The organism is Curtobacterium sp. 179-B 9B NHS, assembly GCF_045370965.1.
In the GTDB taxonomy this organism is placed as follows: Bacteria; Actinomycetota; Actinomycetes; order Actinomycetales; family Microbacteriaceae; genus Curtobacterium.
Window position 1 is genome coordinate 44271 of sequence record NZ_JBIQDQ010000014.1, and the last position, 16234, is coordinate 60504.

Annotated in this window: 17 protein-coding genes and 2 tRNA genes; 10 read left to right on the top strand and 9 right to left on the bottom strand. The window is 71.6% G+C overall.

Annotation, left to right across the window (positions count from 1 at the left end; translation table 11 throughout):
- Window positions 1-32 precede the first annotated feature (32 nt).
- Entirely contained in the window at window positions 33-1442 is a 1410-nt protein-coding gene (locus ACH0A8_RS12210) for an MFS transporter (protein WP_406907285.1), read from the bottom strand.
- Window positions 1443-1544: 102 nt separating this feature from the next.
- Between ACH0A8_RS12210 and ACH0A8_RS12215 the strand changes: the two genes are divergently transcribed.
- Both ACH0A8_RS12215 and ACH0A8_RS12220 read left to right on the top strand, forming a co-directional pair.
- Complete coding sequence (locus ACH0A8_RS12215) at window positions 1545-2972, top strand: LLM class flavin-dependent oxidoreductase (RefSeq protein ID WP_066653028.1); 1428 nt, start codon at window positions 1545-1547, stop codon at window positions 2970-2972.
- A 65-nt stretch (window positions 2973-3037) separates the two neighbouring features.
- Window positions 3038-4291: an acyl-CoA dehydrogenase family protein gene (locus ACH0A8_RS12220; RefSeq protein ID WP_406907286.1), complete on the top strand. Its 1254-nt coding sequence runs from the start codon at window positions 3038-3040 to the stop codon at window positions 4289-4291.
- Between the two features lie 133 nt (window positions 4292-4424).
- Here ACH0A8_RS12220 and ACH0A8_RS12225 read toward each other — a convergent pair whose 3' ends face one another.
- The 5 genes from ACH0A8_RS12225 to ACH0A8_RS12245 all read right to left on the bottom strand — a co-directional run bounded on the left by ACH0A8_RS12225 (window position 4425) and on the right by ACH0A8_RS12245 (window position 8247).
- Window positions 4425-4769: a metallopeptidase family protein gene (locus tag ACH0A8_RS12225; RefSeq protein WP_251154855.1), complete on the bottom strand. Its 345-nt coding sequence runs from the start codon at window positions 4767-4769 to the stop codon at window positions 4425-4427.
- Window positions 4770-4844: 75 nt separating this feature from the next.
- Window positions 4845-4920 (bottom strand) — tRNA-His (locus ACH0A8_RS12230).
- A 75-nt stretch (window positions 4921-4995) separates the two neighbouring features.
- Window positions 4996-5634, bottom strand: coding sequence for an oligoribonuclease (gene orn, locus ACH0A8_RS12235; protein ID WP_066653036.1), 639 nt, complete (start codon window positions 5632-5634; stop codon window positions 4996-4998).
- A 928-nt stretch (window positions 5635-6562) separates the two neighbouring features.
- Window positions 6563-7801, bottom strand: a complete 1239-nt coding sequence (locus tag ACH0A8_RS12240) for an MFS transporter (protein WP_066653039.1) — start codon at window positions 7799-7801, stop codon at window positions 6563-6565.
- Window positions 7798-8247, bottom strand: a complete 450-nt coding sequence (locus ACH0A8_RS12245) for a MarR family winged helix-turn-helix transcriptional regulator (RefSeq protein WP_400339350.1) — start codon at window positions 8245-8247, stop codon at window positions 7798-7800. The genes ACH0A8_RS12240 and ACH0A8_RS12245 overlap by 4 nt, the downstream gene beginning before the upstream one ends.
- A gap of 61 nt (window positions 8248-8308) precedes the next feature.
- On the opposite strand from ACH0A8_RS12245, the gene ACH0A8_RS12250 reads away from it, so the two are divergent.
- The 3 genes from ACH0A8_RS12250 to ACH0A8_RS12260 all read left to right on the top strand — a co-directional run bounded on the left by ACH0A8_RS12250 (window position 8309) and on the right by ACH0A8_RS12260 (window position 9423).
- Complete coding sequence (locus ACH0A8_RS12250; protein WP_066653044.1) at window positions 8309-8599, top strand: hypothetical protein; 291 nt, start codon at window positions 8309-8311, stop codon at window positions 8597-8599.
- Window positions 8600-8628: 29 nt separating this feature from the next.
- Window positions 8629-8889: a co-chaperone YbbN gene (locus tag ACH0A8_RS12255; protein ID WP_066653047.1), complete on the top strand. Its 261-nt coding sequence runs from the start codon at window positions 8629-8631 to the stop codon at window positions 8887-8889.
- Between the two features lie 461 nt (window positions 8890-9350).
- Window positions 9351-9423 (top strand) — tRNA-Arg (locus ACH0A8_RS12260).
- Window positions 9424-9482: 59 nt separating this feature from the next.
- Here the strand turns inward: ACH0A8_RS12260 and ACH0A8_RS12265 are convergent.
- Both ACH0A8_RS12265 and ACH0A8_RS12270 read right to left on the bottom strand, forming a co-directional pair.
- The gene (locus ACH0A8_RS12265; protein WP_406907287.1) at window positions 9483-10652 is read right to left on the bottom strand and encodes a hypothetical protein; all 1170 of its coding nucleotides are present in this window, start codon (window positions 10650-10652) and stop codon (window positions 9483-9485) included.
- Window positions 10653-10821: 169 nt separating this feature from the next.
- A complete protein-coding gene (locus ACH0A8_RS12270; RefSeq protein ID WP_066653053.1) occupies window positions 10822-11145 on the bottom strand; it encodes a hypothetical protein in 324 nt (107 codons plus the stop codon).
- 116 nt (window positions 11146-11261) lie between these two features.
- Between ACH0A8_RS12270 and msrA the strand changes: the two genes are divergently transcribed.
- The 5 genes from msrA (at window position 11262) to ACH0A8_RS12295 (ending at window position 15246) form a co-directional block, all read left to right on the top strand.
- On the top strand, window positions 11262-11789 hold the full coding sequence (msrA, locus tag ACH0A8_RS12275; RefSeq protein WP_066653055.1) for a peptide-methionine (S)-S-oxide reductase MsrA: 528 nt from the start codon (window positions 11262-11264) through the stop codon (window positions 11787-11789).
- 37 nt (window positions 11790-11826) lie between these two features.
- Window positions 11827-12030, top strand: a complete 204-nt coding sequence (locus ACH0A8_RS12280; RefSeq protein WP_081984725.1) for a hypothetical protein — start codon at window positions 11827-11829, stop codon at window positions 12028-12030.
- A gap of 117 nt (window positions 12031-12147) precedes the next feature.
- Window positions 12148-12858: a single-stranded DNA-binding protein gene (locus ACH0A8_RS12285; RefSeq protein WP_251154762.1), complete on the top strand. Its 711-nt coding sequence runs from the start codon at window positions 12148-12150 to the stop codon at window positions 12856-12858.
- A 216-nt stretch (window positions 12859-13074) separates the two neighbouring features.
- Complete coding sequence (gene ettA / locus ACH0A8_RS12290; protein ID WP_400427699.1) at window positions 13075-14760, top strand: energy-dependent translational throttle protein EttA; 1686 nt, start codon at window positions 13075-13077, stop codon at window positions 14758-14760.
- A gap of 3 nt (window positions 14761-14763) precedes the next feature.
- Window positions 14764-15246, top strand: coding sequence for a thioesterase family protein (locus tag ACH0A8_RS12295; protein WP_251154763.1), 483 nt, complete (start codon window positions 14764-14766; stop codon window positions 15244-15246).
- Window positions 15247-15368: 122 nt separating this feature from the next.
- On the opposite strand, the gene ACH0A8_RS12300 is transcribed toward ACH0A8_RS12295, so the two are convergent.
- Window positions 15369-16226 carry an acyl-CoA thioesterase II gene (locus ACH0A8_RS12300; RefSeq protein ID WP_209683497.1) on the bottom strand — a complete coding sequence of 286 codons (858 nt, stop codon included), beginning with the start codon at window positions 16224-16226 and terminating at the stop codon, window positions 15369-15371.
- Window positions 16227-16234 lie beyond the last annotated feature (8 nt).

Here is a 16234-nt window from a genome sequence, read left to right on the forward strand (position 1 = left end):
TCCCTCGCGGCTCGGAGCCCGAGCCCCGTCGCTCAGCCCGAGACTGGCCCACCGGCACCGGCACCGGCACCGGCACCGGCACCGGCACCGGCACCGGCCGCCCGGGCGTCCGCCCGCCGCGCGTCGCGCACCGGGTCGACCGCGAACACCGCGGCCACGACCGACAGCACCGCGTACACGCCGAGGTACGCGCACAGGATCCACGGCGAGCCCCCGCCCACCTCGACGAACACCGCCGCGAGCAACGGCGTCAGCCCCACCGAGAAGATCGACCCGATCTGGTACCCGAGGCTCATGCCCGAGTAGCGCCGCCCGGTCGGGAACTGCTCCGCGAACCACGCCGCCTGCGGACCGTAGATGCTGTCGTGGAACACGCTCATGCCGATCAACGCCACGAACGGCAGCAGCACCAGGGGCCCGGCGTCGAGGAACGCGAAGAACGGCCAGATCAGCACGCCGATCCCGATCGCCGACCCGATCGCGAGCGGCCGGCGCCCGACCCGGTCGGACAGCCACCCCCAGAACGGCGTCGACACGAGCGACACCGCCGAGATCACGAGCACCGCCTGGAGCCCGGCGGCCGAGCCCTCCTCGCCGCGCTTCGCCCCGAGGTACGTCAGCGAGTACGTCGTCAGGATCGAGTAGAGCGCCGGCTGGACGAGCCGCAGCCCTGCGGTGACGAGGATCGACCGCGGGTGCCGACGGACCGCCTGCCACACCGGGAACCGTTCGACACCGCCGGACGCGCGCAGCGCCTGGAACACCGGGGCGTCCTGCACGCCGAGCCGGATGACGAGTCCGACCGCGACGATGACCGCGGAGAACAGGAACGGCAGGCGCCACCCCCAGGCCAGGAACGCCTCGTTGCCGAGCAGGGTCCGTACGAGCGTGAAGACCCCGGTCGCCAGCAGCATGCCGCCGGCGGACCCCATCTGCGTGAACGCCCCGAACAGTCCCCGGTGCCGCGCCGGCGCGTGCTCGACCGACAGCAGCGCCGACCCGCCCCACTCCGCGCCGGCTGCGACGCCCTGGAGCAGTCGCAGCACCACGAGTGCGACCACCGCGCCGACCCCGATCGTCGCCGCCGAGGGGATCACCCCGATGAGCGTCGACGCGATGCCCATCAGCACGAGGGACGCCACGAGCAGCTTCTTCCGCCCGATCCGGTCGCCCAGGTGCCCCGCCACGATGCCGCCGAGCGGCCGTGCGACGAAGCCGACACCGTAGGTCGCGAAGGACGCGATCACACCGACGGCCGGCGTGACGGACGGGAAGAACGTCGGGGCGAACACGAGCGCCGAGGCCGTCGCGTACAGGTAGAAGTCGTAGTACTCGACGGTCGTCCCGACGAACGACGCGAGCGCGACCCGACGTCGGGTCGCGTTCGTGGACGGAGACGGGGGACGGACGGGAGGCGCGGCTGCGGTCGTCTGGGTCGGCATGCCTCAGGAGCATGGTCGCCGCCCGGCCGCCGCGGAACCGCGCCCGTAACGCGAGGTCACGTCATGACCGTCGGCGGTGGCTCCCCGGACACCATGGGGGGCATGAGCGATGCACCGACCCGTCCGCTGCGCTTCGCGGCCTTCGTCATGAACACGACGTCGCACATCCAGCACGGCCTCTGGCGGCACCCGGACGCCCGGCAGGCGGACTTCGACGACGTCACACTGTGGACCGACCTCGCCCGGACGCTCGAGCGCGGGAAGTTCGACGCGATGTTCTTCGCGGACGTCGTCGGCACGTACGGCCCCGCCCGCGGCGACTACGCGACGAACCTCCGCGAGGGGCTGCAGATCCCCTCGAACGACCCGTCCGTGCTGCTCTCCGCGCTCGCCGTGTCGACCGAGCACCTCGGCCTGGCGTTCACCTCGAGCGTCATCCAGGCGCACCCGTTCGACTTCGCCCGCAAGGTGTCGACGCTCGACCACATCACCCGCGGCCGCATCGGGTGGAACGTCGTGACGAGCGCCCTCGACAGCGCCGCCCGGAACTTCGGCGCCGACCGGCTCGAGGAGCACGACGAGCGCTACGCCTGGGCCGAGGAGTACCTCGAGGTCTGCGCCAAGCTGTGGGAGGGGTCGTGGGAGGACGGTGCCGTGCTCAAGGACCCGGTGCGCGGCTACGCGGACCCGGAGCTGGTGCACCGCATCGACCACCACGGCAAGCGGTACGACGTGCAGGGGCCGCACCTCAGCGCGCCCTCGCCCCAGCGGACGCCCGTGTTGTTCCAGGCCGGGTCCTCGCCGGCCGGCCGGGCCTTCGCCGCGCGGAACGCCGAGGCGCAGTTCATCCTCACCTCGAACCGGGACGCCACCGAGCAGCTCATCCGCGAGACCCGCGACCTCGCTGCCGCCGTGGGCCGACGCCGCGAGGACATCGCGTTCTTCCTCGGCCTGACCTTCGTCACGGGATCCACCGAGGCCGAGGCGAAGGCGAAGGAAGCGGAGATCGACGAGTACCTGGCCGCCGACGGCTTCCTCGTGCACTCGAACCTCGGCTTCGACCCGGACACCGGCGAGCCGCTCGACCCGGCGACGCCGCTGTCCGAGGTCCGGACCCAGGCCGGGCAGTCGCACCTGCAGTGGCTCCGCGAGGCCGCCGGCGACCGCGAGCCGACCATCGCCGACCTCGCCCGGCTCTCCGCCAAGCTCCGCGCACGGGTCGTCGGGACGCCCGAGCAGATCGCGGACGAGCTCGCCGCGTGGCAGCGGGTCGGGGTCGACGGCGTGAACGTCATCAACTGGACGCTGCCCGGCTCGTACGAGGAGTTCGTCGACCACATCGCGCCGACCCTGCAGGAGCGCGGACTCATGCAGTCGGAGTACCGGGAGGGCACCCTCCGCGAGAAGCTCTTCGGCCACGCGCAGCTGCCCGACTCGCACCCGGCGAGGCGGTGGCGCGGCGCGTTCTCCGGCGGCGCGGCCGGGACCGGTGCGGACGAGGCGCGCGACGCCGTGGAGGTGACCGCATGACGGACGTGACGACGAGCGCCGGGGGTGCGCCGGGCCTCCCGAGCGACCGTCCGGAGGACGTGACAGTGAGCGCCGGGGGTGAGCCGCGCCTCCCGGCCGACCGTCTCGCAGTCCTGCGTGCGCGCTTCGCGCCGGTCGTCGAGGCGATCCGCGAGGGCGCGGTCGCGCGCGAGCTGGCGTCCGGCACCCCTGGCGACCGCGACCTCCCGCACGCCGAGGTGCGCGCGCTGGCGGACGCGGGCTTCGGGCGGCTGCGCGTGCCCGAGGAACGCGGTGGCTTCGGCGTGACGCTCGTCGAGCTCGCGCACCTGGTGGCGGACCTCGCGGCGGCGGACTCGAACATCGCGCACCTGTGGCGGGGACACTTCGGGTACACGGAGCTCGTGCTCCTGCGTCCGGACTCGCCCGCTCGGGACGAGTGGCTCCAGCGCATCGTCGACGGGGCGATCGTGGGGAACGCGACCTCGGAGCGGACCGGCACGACGCTGGCGGACATCTCGACGACCGTCGCTCCCGACGACTCCGGCACGTGGCGGCTCGACGGGCGGAAGTTCTACTCGACCGGCACGCTCTACGCCGACTGGATCTACCTGGCGGCCGACCGCGACGGCGAGCGGGTGACCTTCGCCGTGCCGACCGGTGCACCGGGTGTGACCGGCGTCGACGACTGGGACGGCTTCGGGCAGCGCCTCACCGCTTCGGGGACGACCGTCTTCGACGGCGTCGCGGTCGACGAGTCGGTCGTCTCCGCGTACCGGGACGCGCCGCTCTCGCACATCCAGGCCTTCTACCAGCTGTACCTGCTGGCGGTCCTCGCCGGGATCGGACAGGCCGTCGTCGACGACGCCGTGGCGTTCGTCCGGCCGCGGACCCGCACGTACATCCACGCGAACGCCGCCGTACCGGGGGAGGACCCGCAGGTGCTGGCCGTGCTCGGACGGCTGTCGGCGGGGGCGTTCACCGCGCGGTCGCTCGTCGTCGCGGCGGCAGGGCTGCTCGACGGGGTCGTGGCGACGAACGAGCCCGGGGTGGGCGTCGACCACGCACTGCTCGATGCCGCCGAGAACGCCGTCTACCAGGCGCAGGTCGAGGTCGGGCCGCGGGTGCTGCAGGCGGCCACGGAGTTGTTCGAGGTCGGTGGGGCCTCGGCGGCCGACCGGACGCGGGCGCTCGACCGGCACTGGAGGAACGCCCGGGTGGTGGCGTCGCACAACCCTGCCGTCTACAAGGAGCGACTCGTGGGGGAGTACGTGCTGCACGGGCGGGGGCCGGTGGACGCGTGGGAGCGGTACCACGAGGTGGGGCCGACGCGGTTCTGAGGGCGCCGCGCGTGCCGCCAGCGCGAGTCTCGGCCCCGCGGACACGTTCGCGTCTTCGGAGCCGCGAAACCGTCCGCCAGCGCGAGTCTCGGCTCAGCGGGAGCCGGAGCCGACAGCCGGCAGCGGGGCGCCTCTACGCCCAGCCGAGCTCGTGCAACCGAGCGTCGTCGATGCCGTAGAAGTGCCCGATCTCGTGGACGAGCGTGGTGTGCACCTCGTCCCGGAGATCCTCGACGGTGTCGCACTCCTCGAGGTGCTGCTTCCGGAACACCACGATCCGGTCGGGGAGCTCACCGAACCCGTACTGCCCGCGCTCGGTCGCGGCGACCCCGTCGTAGTACCCGAACAGGTCGGAGCCGTCCTCCGGCTCGTCCTCGACGACGAACACCACGTTGTCCAGCCCGTCGACCATCTCGTCGGGCAGCCGGTCGAGCTCGTCGGTCACGAGCTGCTCGAACTCGTCGGCGGACATCTCCATCACGGACTCGATGGTGGCACACGACCATCCGAGAACTGCGAAGGCCCCGTCCTGCGGGACGGGGCCTTCGACTTCTGGGGTGAATAACGGGTCTCGAACCCGCGACCTCCTAGACCACAACCAGGCGCTCTACCAACTGAGCTATATCCACCACGTCCGAACCGGCTGACCGGCGCGACCACTCAATAGTAGTACATGCCGGAGGCCGCGACGACCAGGCGTGTCGCTACTCCGCCGTGGGCTGCCCGAGCCGCGGCTCCCACTTCTCGACCACCTCGGCCGCGACGGCGCGGACGTCCTCGGTCGTCGGGCCCGGCTCCGGGATGAAGCCGGCGCGACGGTAGTACTCGAGCTCGCGGATCGACTCGAGGATGTCCGCGAGGGCACGGTGGCCGCCGTGCTTCTCCGGCGCGTTGAAGTACACGCGCGGGAACCAGCGGCGGCAGAGCTCCTTGATGCTCGACACGTCGACGCTGCGGTAGTGCAGGTGCCCGTCGACGCGGGGCATGTACTTCGACAGGAAGGCGCGGTCCGTGCCGATCGTGTTGCCGGCCAGCGGCGCGCTGCCCTCGGCCGGGACGTGCTGGAGGATGTACTCGAGCACCTGGTACTCGGCGTCCGCCAGCGAGACACCGTCCGGGATCGCCTCGGCGAGGCCCGAAGTCGCGTGCATGTTCGTGACGAACTCGTTCATGTTGTCGAGCGCCGACTGGTCGGGCTTGATCACGATGTCGAACCCGGGGTGCACCGGGACGAGGTCGAAGTCCGTGACGACGACGGCCACCTCGACGAGTTGGTCGACCTCGACGTCGAGGCCGGTCATCTCGCAGTCGATCCAGACGAGGCGGTCGTTCGCAGTTGCCATGTCCTCGATCCTATTCCGGACGGGTGACGCTCCCGCGCCGGGTCCCGAGGCTGTGGAGCGATCACGGTCGGCACCGTGCCGGCTCCGCTCGAGGCGACGCCGGGGCGCTGTGGCCGCACGGCTGCTCCTGGCCGAGCGGACGGAACCCGCCGCCGCGAGACGACCCGTCTGCAGGATCCGCCCGCTCGCGGCGCGCGCGGTCCGGATCCAGGTGGGCCGTGCCTCCCGGTCGGTCCGTGAGCGGGCGGAACCGGCAGCCGCGATCCGGAACGGCGGCAGGATCCGCCCGCTCGCGGCGCGCGGTGCGGCTCGACGTGCACCGTGCCTCCCGGTCGATCCGTGAGTGGGCGGAACCCGCAGCCGCGATCCGGAACGGCGGCAGGATCCGCCCGCTGGCGACTGGGCCGTCCCTGCGCTGTCACGGCGCGCCTCCCGGTCGGCCGATCCAGGCGGGCGGGCGGAATCGTCGACCGGGCGATCATCACGGCGCGCCTTCCGCCCGCTCGCGTTCACGCGGCTGCCCTCACCACCGGTCTGGAGGCTCGACCCGCGTCAGACGGTCCGCTCCAGCCCGTCCTCCGGTTGCCCAGCGGGCGGAACCGGTCGGGCGGACGGCGCCGGCCCGGCGCGTCCTGCCCGCTCGCGCGGCCTGCCGAGCGCACTCGGCCCCGAGGACCCCCCCCGTGCGCCCGAGGGGTCCACCCCTGGATCTCCATCCACTCGCCCACGCGCGTCCGCACATGACGAACGGGCGAGACCCGCGACCGGACCGGAGTCCCGACCGCAGCCCTCGCCCGCAGCGAAGCGCACCGAGCGCGAGCAGGCTCATCGCCCACCCGCGCTCGCACCGAGCGCGAGCGGGCTCATCGCCCACCCGCGCTCGCACCGAGCGCGAGCGGGCTCACCGCCCACCCGCGCTCGTGTCGACTCAGACCATCTCGCCCGCCGAGATCGCCTCTGCCTCGACACGCTCCGGCTCGGCCCCGTCGTCGACCCGCCGCAGCACCTTGGTGGTCAGCACCACGACCACGAACGCGACCGCCACCGAGACCCCGGCGAACACGTAGGCCGCCGACGGCGAGAACGAGTCGGCGAGCAGCGTCGCGACGGGCGGGGCGATCGCACCGCCGATGAAGCGCACCGCGGAGTACGCGCTCGATGCCACCGAGCGGGGGAGGTCCGTCGCCTCCATCACGCACTCGGTGAGCACCGTGTTGAGGACACCGAGCACGAGGCCGCCGATGACCACGCAGATGATGAGCCCGGCCTGCGAGGTCACGACGACCGCCGCGGCGAACAGGTCGAGGGCGAGGAGCGGCAGCGCGATCTTCAGCACGGTCGTGCGGCGCATGCGCGCGGTCAGCATCGGGGCGACCCACACGGAGGTGATCGCGAGCCCGACACCCCACCCGAAGAAGGTGAAACCGATGCCGAGTGCGCCGAAGCCGAGCGGGAACGGCGTGTACGCGAGCAGCACGAAGAAGCCGATGTTGTAGAAGAGCGCGGTCACCGCGAGGGCCGCGAGCGCCGGCTGTCCGAGGGCGCGGAACGGTGCCGAGAGCTTCGTCGGCGTGGGCTTCTCGAGTCCGGAGGTCTTGAGCAGCGCGACGACGGCGATGAACGCGATCGCCATCAGGGTGGTGACGCCGAAGAAGGGACCGCGCCAGCTCACCGACCCGAGCAGTCCGCCGACCAGGGGCCCGACGGCGATGCCGAGGCCGAGCGCTGCCTCGTAGAGGATGATCGCCGACGCGGTGCCGCCGGACGCTGCACCGACGATGGTCGCGAGTGCGGTGGAGATGAAGAGCGCGTTGCCCAGGCCCCAACCGGCGCGGAAGCCGATGATGTTCCACACGCTGCCCGAGGTCGCTGCGAGCACCGAGAAGACCACGATGAGCGCGAGCCCGATGAGCAGGGTGTTCTTCGCACCGATGCGGCTCGACACCCAGCTGGTGAAGAACATGGCGACGCCGGTGACCGCGAGGTAGCTCGTGAAGAGCAGTTCGGTCTGCGCGGCGGTGGCGTGCAGCGACGTCGCGATCGCGGGGAGGATCGGGTCGACCAGGCCGATGCCCATGAAGGCGACGACGCAGGCGAACGCGATCGCCCAGACGGCGGACGACTGCTTGAGGATGCTGCCGGACGCAGCGGGTGCGTGGGCGTTCACGCGTGGATCTCCGTTCTGGTGGGGTTCGTGGTGGTGCGCGAGGCGATGATGGCGGCGGCGTCGCGCAGGACGTCCCAGTCGTCGTCGTCGAGGTCAGCGAAGACCGGTCCGACGGAGTCGGCGATCGTTGCGCGCCAGGTGGCGAGCCGCTCGCGCCCTGCGTCGGTGAGCTCGATGAGCTGTCCGCGTGAGTCGTCGGGGTCGACGGTGCGCGAGAGCAGACCGTCGGTGAGCATGCCGGCGACGATCCGGGTCATCGTGGGCTGTGCCACACGGGACGCGGCGGCGAGCTCACCGAGGCGCAGCGGCTGCTCGGTCTCGAGGATGCCGAGCGTGCGCCAGACCGCGGCCGAGGTGGCGTCGCCGGAGGCCTGCGCCGCAGCACGGACCAAGCGGTTGACCGAGATGATCAGCGTCTCCAGCGCCTGCGCCCGCGATGCTTCCATGTCTGAACTATATAGCAGTGCTATGCATCCGTCAACAGGGCGCTCCTGGTAGAAGGGACGCATGAGCGACATCACCATCCACGAGGGCGACGAGTACACCGCGATCTTCCACGGCGGTCCCTTCGACGGCACGACCGACACCCGCACCGCCACGAGCGACGCGGTCGACGACGAGGTCACGGTGTACGCGGACGTCGAGGGCCTGCAGACGGCCTTCGCCTACAAGGCCACCAAGACCCGTCAGGTGCTCGACCAGACCTCGGTCGAGTACGAGTACGACGCCGCGGACTCCGATCCGGTCGACGACCTGCAGGACCGCGGGGACCGCAGCGGCGAGTTCGACCGGGAGTAGATCGCGCGCCGCGCACGTTGCACCGTCCCGTGCAGCTCGACCTCTGGACCTCCGCCTTCTGCGCCCCGTGCGCAGCCGCCCGCCGTGTGAGCGGTGAGGCAGCGGCGCTCGTCCCCGGGCTCCGGGTCACCGAACGCGACGTCGCGGCACACCCTGACACTGCAGAGGACCTCGGCATCCGTTCGACCCCCACGATCATCGTGCGTCGGGACGACGGTGCCGAGGTCTTCCGTTCGCCGGGCGTCCCCTCGCGGGACCAGCTGCTGGTGGCGGTCGCGAAGGCGCTCTGAGCGGACCCGGTCGGGAGGCACGGGTCACGTCCGCCTCGTCCGGTCACCGTGGAGCCGTGCTCGGCCAGGAGGCGCGGTGCATGTCCGCCACGTCGGTCGCGCCGGCAGCGCGCGCCCTCGCGCGAGCGGGCGTTCCCTGCTGTCCAGTGGAGCTGAACGGACCGGTTCCGCCCGCTGGGTGCGCCGGTCGTCCGGGCTGCCGGGCTTCTCCGCGCGAGCGGGCGTTCCCTGCTGTCCAGTGGAGCCGAACGGACCGGTTCCGCCCGCTCGGTGCGTCGGTCGTCCGGGCTGACCGGTGCGACCCCGGCGGGCGGGCTCTTCGTGCTCACCGGCGGCACGCGCCGCACCCCTTCCGCCCGCTCGGGACTAACGGAGCAGTCGGGGGGCGATCGCCGAGCACCGGCCTCGTGCGTGGCAGTGCAGCGCCCCGACGACCGACGGCGGTAGAATCGTCGCCGCTCGCCTCCGTAGCTCAGTGGATAGAGCAGGTGGTTTCTACCCTCCGTGTCGCGGGTTCGATTCCTGCCGGGGGCACACGCGACGAGAGGCCGCCATCCGTCGGGATGGCGGCCTCTCGTCGAACGGGGGAGGTCTCAGTCGTCCTCGGCTGCTCGGCGTCGCAGCTCGCTCGCGCTGATGGGCTGGGTGTAGGGCGAGGCGTCGTCGTCCTCTCGAGCACCCGGCGTCGCGTTCGCCGCCCCGGGCCGGTCGAGCCCGGTCGCTGACGCTGCGGCACGGTTCACGTGGGCGTCAGCCGACGTCGGGCTCGCGACCCGGGGCGCGGAGGTCGGCCGGTCGTCGGAGCGGGCATCACCGCCACGATCGGTCACGTCGACCTCGCCGGAGTCCGAGGAGTCGTCGCTGTGCGAGCCGAGGTCGTTCCGAGCGCTCGGAGTCGTGCCGCTCCCCGGACGCGCCGACGCGATCGGCGACCCGAGCGGAGGGCGGACCGGCGTGCCGTCGAGCTGGACCGTCTCGCGGTCGCCGTAGGGGCGCGTCCGGTTGTCGGCAGCACCTCGGACGTCGTCGATGGGGGTGGTGGCGTCCTGGTCGACCGCCGGCGCAACGGTCGGACCCGAGGTGCGGCCCGCCGACGTCGCGGCCGCAGGGGAACCGACGGGAGACTGCTGCGGCGCAGGACGGAGCGAGGTGGTGGTCGGCGTCAGGCGCGACGGGGCCGTGCCGGCGTCTGCCTCGGCCGACCGCTGCTGCTGCTGACCGGCGTTCCAGTCCTGCTGGCGGGCGATGAGGTCGGCGTCGGGGTCCGGGGAGTCGAACTTCCAGCGTTCGAGATCGGCCTTGAACAGCTTCTTCGCGCGACCTGGCTTGCCGTTCCACTCGAGCAGACGGTCGCGGAGTTCGCCGAGCGACTGGTCTGCCTGCGAGGTGAAGGTCGAGGAGTTCCGCTTGATGTCGGCGATCTCGTGCTGCACCCAGTCGGCGGCCAGCGGAGCACCGCTCACCGGCAGGAGGCGCAGCCGCACGTCGGCGTCCTCGGCGAGGTGGTCGGCGTAGGCACGTTCCTCGTGTCCGAGTGCTCCCCAGCGTGAGGCCTTGCGCGCCGCGGTGACCACGCCCGCCACCGCTGCGTTCCGGCTCTCGCGGTCGTGGAGCGCGACGACGCGCTTCGTTGCCGCGCGTCCGATCAGCGCGGCGATCACTCCGGCGACGACGATCGCGACGAAGGGGATGATCGCGCCGGACAGCACGCGCCATCCCTCGTCGGATGCCGTCCAGTCGGTCAGGTCGTTCCACCAGTCCATGGGCGAACCCTACGCAGCGTGCGACGCAGAACCGCGGAGGTCGGACGGCGTTCCGTCGAGCCGGGCTGCGCTCCGTCGAGCCGGGCTGCGCTCCGTCGATCGGGGCGGCGTTCGCTCACGCGCAGCGGTGTTCCTTCGAGCGGCGCGGTCGAAGTGCGCGGGCGGCTGGTCAGCCCCAGCGCAGGCAGTCGACGGCGTCGTCCGCCGACCACACGTTCGGCAGCTCGACGAACCGTCGCTCGACCGCCACGTAGCGACGGGCGCGGTAGGCCGTGCCGCCCGCGACGTCCACGCGGTCGACGTACCCGACGATCTCGCCGTTGGTGCGGGTGACCCGGCTGAGGTCGTCCCGCACGTCGAGCACGCGCAGGTCGCCACGGCTGCGTGCGACCGGCGTGGAACGGATCCGGAACGCTGGTTCGGTGCTGGTCTGCACGGGTGCCTCCTGCTGGTTCGTCGTGGTCTTCGTTGCCTCGACGGTACGGCTGACCACTGACACTCCACGGCCGTGCAGTGGCGTCAGGGGAGCGCTCACGGCGAGGGCGATGCTGTGCAGGAGACGTACCCCGGCCCCGTGTTCCGTGAGCGCAGGAGGGTACGGTGGCGCGCATGACGACGTTCGTGCTCGCAGGTGGATGCTTCTGGTGCCTCGACGCGGTGTACCGCACGTTGCAGGGTGTGCAGGACGTGGTGTCGGGCTACACCGGCGGCGTGGTCGAGGACCCGACGTACGAAGCGGTCTGCACCGGTGCGACCGGTCACGCCGAGGCGGTCGCGGTGACCTTCGACGAGTCGGTCATCCCCGCCGACGTCGTCCTCGACGTCTTCTTCACGCTCCACGACCCGCGGCAGCTGAACCGCCAGGGCGCGGACGTCGGCACCCAGTACCGCTCGGCGATGTTCCCGGCGGACGACGAGCAGCGAGCGCTGTTCGAGCACGCGGTGCAGCGCGCTGCGGACATCTGGGACGGCGGGATCGTGACGACGATCGAGCCGCTCGGTACGTTCTTCCGTGCGGAGGAGCACCACCAGGACTTCTTCGCGAAGAACCCCGGTCAGGGCTACTGCCTCGCGGTCGCGCTGCCCAAGGTGAACAAGGTCCGCAAGGCCTACAGTCAGTACATCCTGGCGTCCTGAGGCACGGACGTCGGGGCCACGAGGAGGTGGTCGAACGATGATGGACAACACCGGGACCTGGGTGGCCGTCGGTCCGGCGGGCGCGGTCGGGAGCATCCGCCGCGCGTCGGACGGCTTCCACGTCGAGCTCTACGGTCGACGGGGCCGAGGCGGGACCTACCCGTCGCTGGAGACCGCGAAGGGTGCGGTCCACGCGGCGCTCGGGCCTCTCGCCGACCGACCCGAGTTCCGCGCGCACTGACCCGCCAGCCCGGAGGTTCGGGGGAGTCTTCCTCCACAGCCCACCTCGACGAGTCGGCTGCTCACAGATCGAGCCCCGGGTCGCAAGTGCGGCCCGGGGCTCGCAGACGATCGAGTCATGAACGACACGATCACCGTCTGCGGCATCGTCGCGACCGAACCCCGGCACCTCGTCACCGACACCGGCATCGCCATCTCGAGCATGCGCCTGGCGTCCCCCTCCCGTCGTTGGGACCGCAGCACGTCGTCATGGACGAACGGTCCGACGAACTGGTACACGGTCACCGCCTTCCGGTCCCTCGCGGCGAACGTCCACAAGTCGCTGAAGAAGGGCGATCGCATCCTCGTGACCGGACGCGTCCGGATCCGCACCTGGGAGCGTGACGGACGGAACGGGACCGCGGTCGAGATCGACGCCGACGGCATCGGGCACGACCTCGCCTGGGGCATCAGCAACTGGATCCGCGTCCCGCGGCACGTCGGCGACTCCAACGCGGGTCCCGGGGTGCCGCCGGGGGTGCCGACGGTGGACCCGGACACCGGCGAGGTGACGGGCACGGTGCCCGAGGACGACCACGCGACGCCCGTGCTCGGCGGGGACGGCGACGATGCGCTGCCCGGGGCAGCAGACGGGACCGTGCTGGCGCGCCACGGCGTCCGGGACGGCGGCGTCCTGCGCGACGGCATCCCGGGCGACGGCGTCGCGCACGGCGGCGACCCGGGCGACAGCGGCGCGCGGGCAGCCGGAGGGGTCGCCCCGGTCGTGCCCGGATCCCGAGAGCCCGAGCCGGGAGCAGACGCCGACGCCGACGCCCGTGCCGTCGCATGAGTCGTCGCACGGTTCATCACCGGGACCGTCGGCGGCGCACGACAACCGCACCCTGCCCATGCCGGCCGTCCCGGCGCGAGGCACACGCGTCCTGCCGGTGCCGGCCGCCTCGGCGCGCGCCCCACCGTGGTCCTGTCGGCGCCGCCGACCCGCGAGCCCTGCGCCGCGGCGCAGGGGGGAGCGGTGACGTGCCCGGGTCAGTAGACTTGCGCCGATATGGCTGAGTACATCTACCAGATGGTCCGCGCCCGCAAGACGGTCGGCGACAAGCTGATCCTCGACGACGTCACGATGTCGTTCATCCCCGGCGCCAAGATCGGCGTCGTGGGGCCGAACGGCGCGGGCAAGTCGACGATCCTGAAGATCATGGCGGGTCTCGACCAGCCGTCCAACGGCGAGGCGAAGCTCACGCCGGGCTTCTCCGTCGGCATCCTCATGCAGGAGCCCGAGCTCGACGAGTCCAAGACCGTGCTCGAGAACGTCCAGATGGGCGTCGGTGCGATCAAGGGCAAGCTCGACCGCTTCAACGAGATCTCCGCGCTGATGGCGGAGCCGGACGCCGACTTCGACGCCCTCCTGGCCGAGATGGGCACCCTGCAGGAGGAGATCGACGCGGCCGACGCGTGGGACCTCGACTCCCAGCTCGAGCAGGCCATGGACGCGCTGCAGTGCCCGCCGGCTGACGCGCAGATCGCCAACCTCTCGGGTGGCGAGAAGCGCCGCGTGGCGCTCTGCAAGCTGCTCCTCGAGAAGCCCGACCTGCTCCTCCTCGACGAGCCCACCAACCACCTCGACGCCGAGTCCGTGCTGTGGCTCGAGCAGCACCTGTCGAAGTACCCCGGTGCAGTGCTCGCCGTCACGCACGACCGGTACTTCCTCGACCACGTCGCACAGTGGATCGCCGAGGTCGACCGCGGCCGCCTGTACCCGTACGAGGGCAACTACTCGACCTACCTCGAGAAGAAGCGCGAGCGTCTCGAGGTCCAGGGCAAGAAGGACGCCAAGCTCGCCAAGCGTCTGTCCAGCGAACTCGAGTGGGTCCGGAGCAACTCGAAGGGCCGCCAGGCGAAGTCGAAGGCCCGTCTCGCCCGGTACGAGGAGATGGCTGCCGAGGCCGAGCGCACGCGGAAGCTCGACTTCGAGGAGATCGTCATCCCCGTGGGCCCGCGTCTGGGCTCGCAGGTGATCGACGCCGAGAAGCTCCAGAAGCAGTTCGGTGAGCGCGTCATCATCGACGGCCTGTCCTTCACGCTGCCCCGCAACGGCATCGTCGGGGTCATCGGCCCGAACGGCGTCGGCAAGACCACGCTGTTCAAGACCATCGTCGGCCTCGAGCCGCTCGACGGCGGCCAGCTGCGGATCGGCGACACGGTGGACATCTCGTACGTCGACCAGAGCCGCGGCGGCATCGACCCGAACAAGAACCTGTGGGAGGTCGTCTCCGACGGCCTGGACTTCATCCAGGTCGGCAAGACCGAGATCCCGTCCCGCGCCTACGTCTCGCAGTTCGGGTTCAAGGGCCCGGACCAGCAGAAGAAGGCCGGTGTGCTCTCCGGTGGTGAGCGGAACCGCCTGAACCTGGCGCTCACGCTCAAGCAGGGCGGCAACCTCCTGCTCCTCGACGAGCCGACCAACGACCTCGACGTCGAGACCCTCGGCAGCCTCGAGAACGCCCTGCTCGAGTTCCCCGGCTGTGCCGTGGTCATCACCCACGACCGGTGGTTCCTCGACCGCATCGCGACGCACATCCTCGCGTGGGAGGGCGTGAACGAGGACGGCACCCCGAACTGGTACTGGTTCGAGGGCAACTTCGAGGCCTACGAGGAGAACAAGGTCGTGCGCCTCGGCCCGGACGCGAACAAGCCCGGTCGCTCGACGTACCGCAAGCTCACCCGCGACTGACCCGTGGCGAGGCTGCACGCTCCCGTCCGCATCCGGTGGAGCGACATCGACGCGTACGGCCACGTCAACAACTCCGCGATGCTGCGCCTCCTCGAGGAGGCGCGCATCGCGGGGTTCTGGGGCCACGACCCCGCCGACGTCGCGCCGGAGGACGACCTGCCGGACCCGATCATCGACGGCCGGCCCGGCTCCGGGACGATGACGGTCATCGCTGCACAACGTCTCGAGTACCTCGCATCGATCCCGTACCTGCGCCGGCCCCTCGACGTGCAGATGTGGATCGGACGCATCGGTGGCGCGAGCATCGACGTGTCGTACGAGATCTGGTCACCCGTCGGTGTCGAGCCGCAGGTGCTCTACACGCGCGCCACGACCGCCCTGGTGATGGTCGACGCGGCCTCGAACCGGCCTCGGCGCCTGTCCGAGGCCGAGCGCGCCGCCTGTGCGCCGTTCGTCGAAGCGCCCGTGCAGTTCTCCCGCCCGTAGCGGCGGGACCCCCGGCGCAGTTCTCGAGCCCGTAGCCGGCTGGACCGCCGGCGCAGTTCTCGAGCCCGTGGCGGCCAGGACGGGCGGCACCGTGTGTCCGCCAGGAGCGGGCAGGGCAGCCGTCAGCGCGGCACGCGCAGCATCCCCTCCTGCGCCACCGAGGCCAGCAGCCGACCGTCGCGCGCGAACATCCGCCCGAACGCCAGTCCCCGGCCGCCCTGGGCGCTCGGGGACTCCTGTGCGTACAGGACCCAGTCGTCGGCACGGCCGTCGCGGTGCCACCACATCGCGTGGTCGAGGCTCGCGCTCTTCACTCCCGGCGTGCCCCAGGCGACGCCGTGCCGCCGCATGATCGGCTCCAGGATCGACATGTCGCTCGCGTAGCCGAGCACGGCCCGGTGCAGCGACGGGTCCTCCGGCAGGTCACCGTCGACGCGGAACCACACCGCCTGGTGCGGGACGCGCTCGCCCTGTACGTCGACGAACACCGGGCCCTCGACGTGCCGCAGGTCGATCGAGCGTTCCGCCCAGGCCTGCGCCACGGGGTGGTCGATCGCGGACAGGATCGACGCAGCCGAGGGCAACGACTCGGGATCGGGGGTACCGACGGGGAACGGGTCCTGGTGCTCGAGTCCGTCGTCCGGTCGCTGGAAGGAGGCGATCATCGAGAAGATCGGCACACCGCGTTGGTAGGCCTGGACACGGCGCGTGGCGAACGAGCGGCCGTCGTGGATGCGCTCGACGGCGAAGGTGATGGGCACGTCGATGTCACCGGGACGCAGGAAGTACCCGTGCATCGAGTGGATGTCGCGGTCCTCGATCGTGTGCTGCGCGGCAACGATGCACTGCGCGAGCACCTGTCCGCCGAAGACCCGGCCGCCGGGCGACCAGTGGCTGGCACCGGTGAGGATCGTCTCGCCCGTGCTCGCGCCGGTGTCCTGCAGGCGGAGGGTGCTGAGGAAGTCGGGTTCGCCGTTCACCCCCGCAG

What these genes read in the sequence shown, in the direction of transcription:
- ACH0A8_RS12280 (WP_081984725.1), top strand. Translation starts at nt 11,827, where the DNA reads ATGATGGACAACACCGGGACCTGGGTGGCCGTCGGTCCGGCGGGCGCG.
- ettA (WP_400427699.1), top strand. Translation starts at nt 13,075, where the DNA reads ATGGCTGAGTACATCTACCAGATGGTCCGCGCCCGCAAGACGGTCGGC.
- msrA (WP_066653055.1), top strand. Translation starts at nt 11,262, where the DNA reads ATGACGACGTTCGTGCTCGCAGGTGGATGCTTCTGGTGCCTCGACGCG.
- ACH0A8_RS12250 (WP_066653044.1), top strand. Translation starts at nt 8,309, where the DNA reads ATGAGCGACATCACCATCCACGAGGGCGACGAGTACACCGCGATCTTC.
- ACH0A8_RS12215 (WP_066653028.1), top strand. Translation starts at nt 1,545, where the DNA reads ATGAGCGATGCACCGACCCGTCCGCTGCGCTTCGCGGCCTTCGTCATG.
- ACH0A8_RS12245 (WP_400339350.1), bottom strand. Translation starts at nt 8,247, where the DNA reads ATGGAAGCATCGCGGGCGCAGGCGCTGGAGACGCTGATCATCTCGGTC.
- orn (WP_066653036.1), bottom strand. Translation starts at nt 5,634, where the DNA reads ATGGCAACTGCGAACGACCGCCTCGTCTGGATCGACTGCGAGATGACC.
- ACH0A8_RS12285 (WP_251154762.1), top strand. Translation starts at nt 12,148, where the DNA reads ATGAACGACACGATCACCGTCTGCGGCATCGTCGCGACCGAACCCCGG.
- ACH0A8_RS12210 (WP_406907285.1), bottom strand. Translation starts at nt 1,442, where the DNA reads ATGCCGACCCAGACGACCGCAGCCGCGCCTCCCGTCCGTCCCCCGTCT.
- ACH0A8_RS12225 (WP_251154855.1), bottom strand. Translation starts at nt 4,769, where the DNA reads ATGGAGATGTCCGCCGACGAGTTCGAGCAGCTCGTGACCGACGAGCTC.
- ACH0A8_RS12265 (WP_406907287.1), bottom strand. Translation starts at nt 10,652, where the DNA reads ATGGACTGGTGGAACGACCTGACCGACTGGACGGCATCCGACGAGGGA.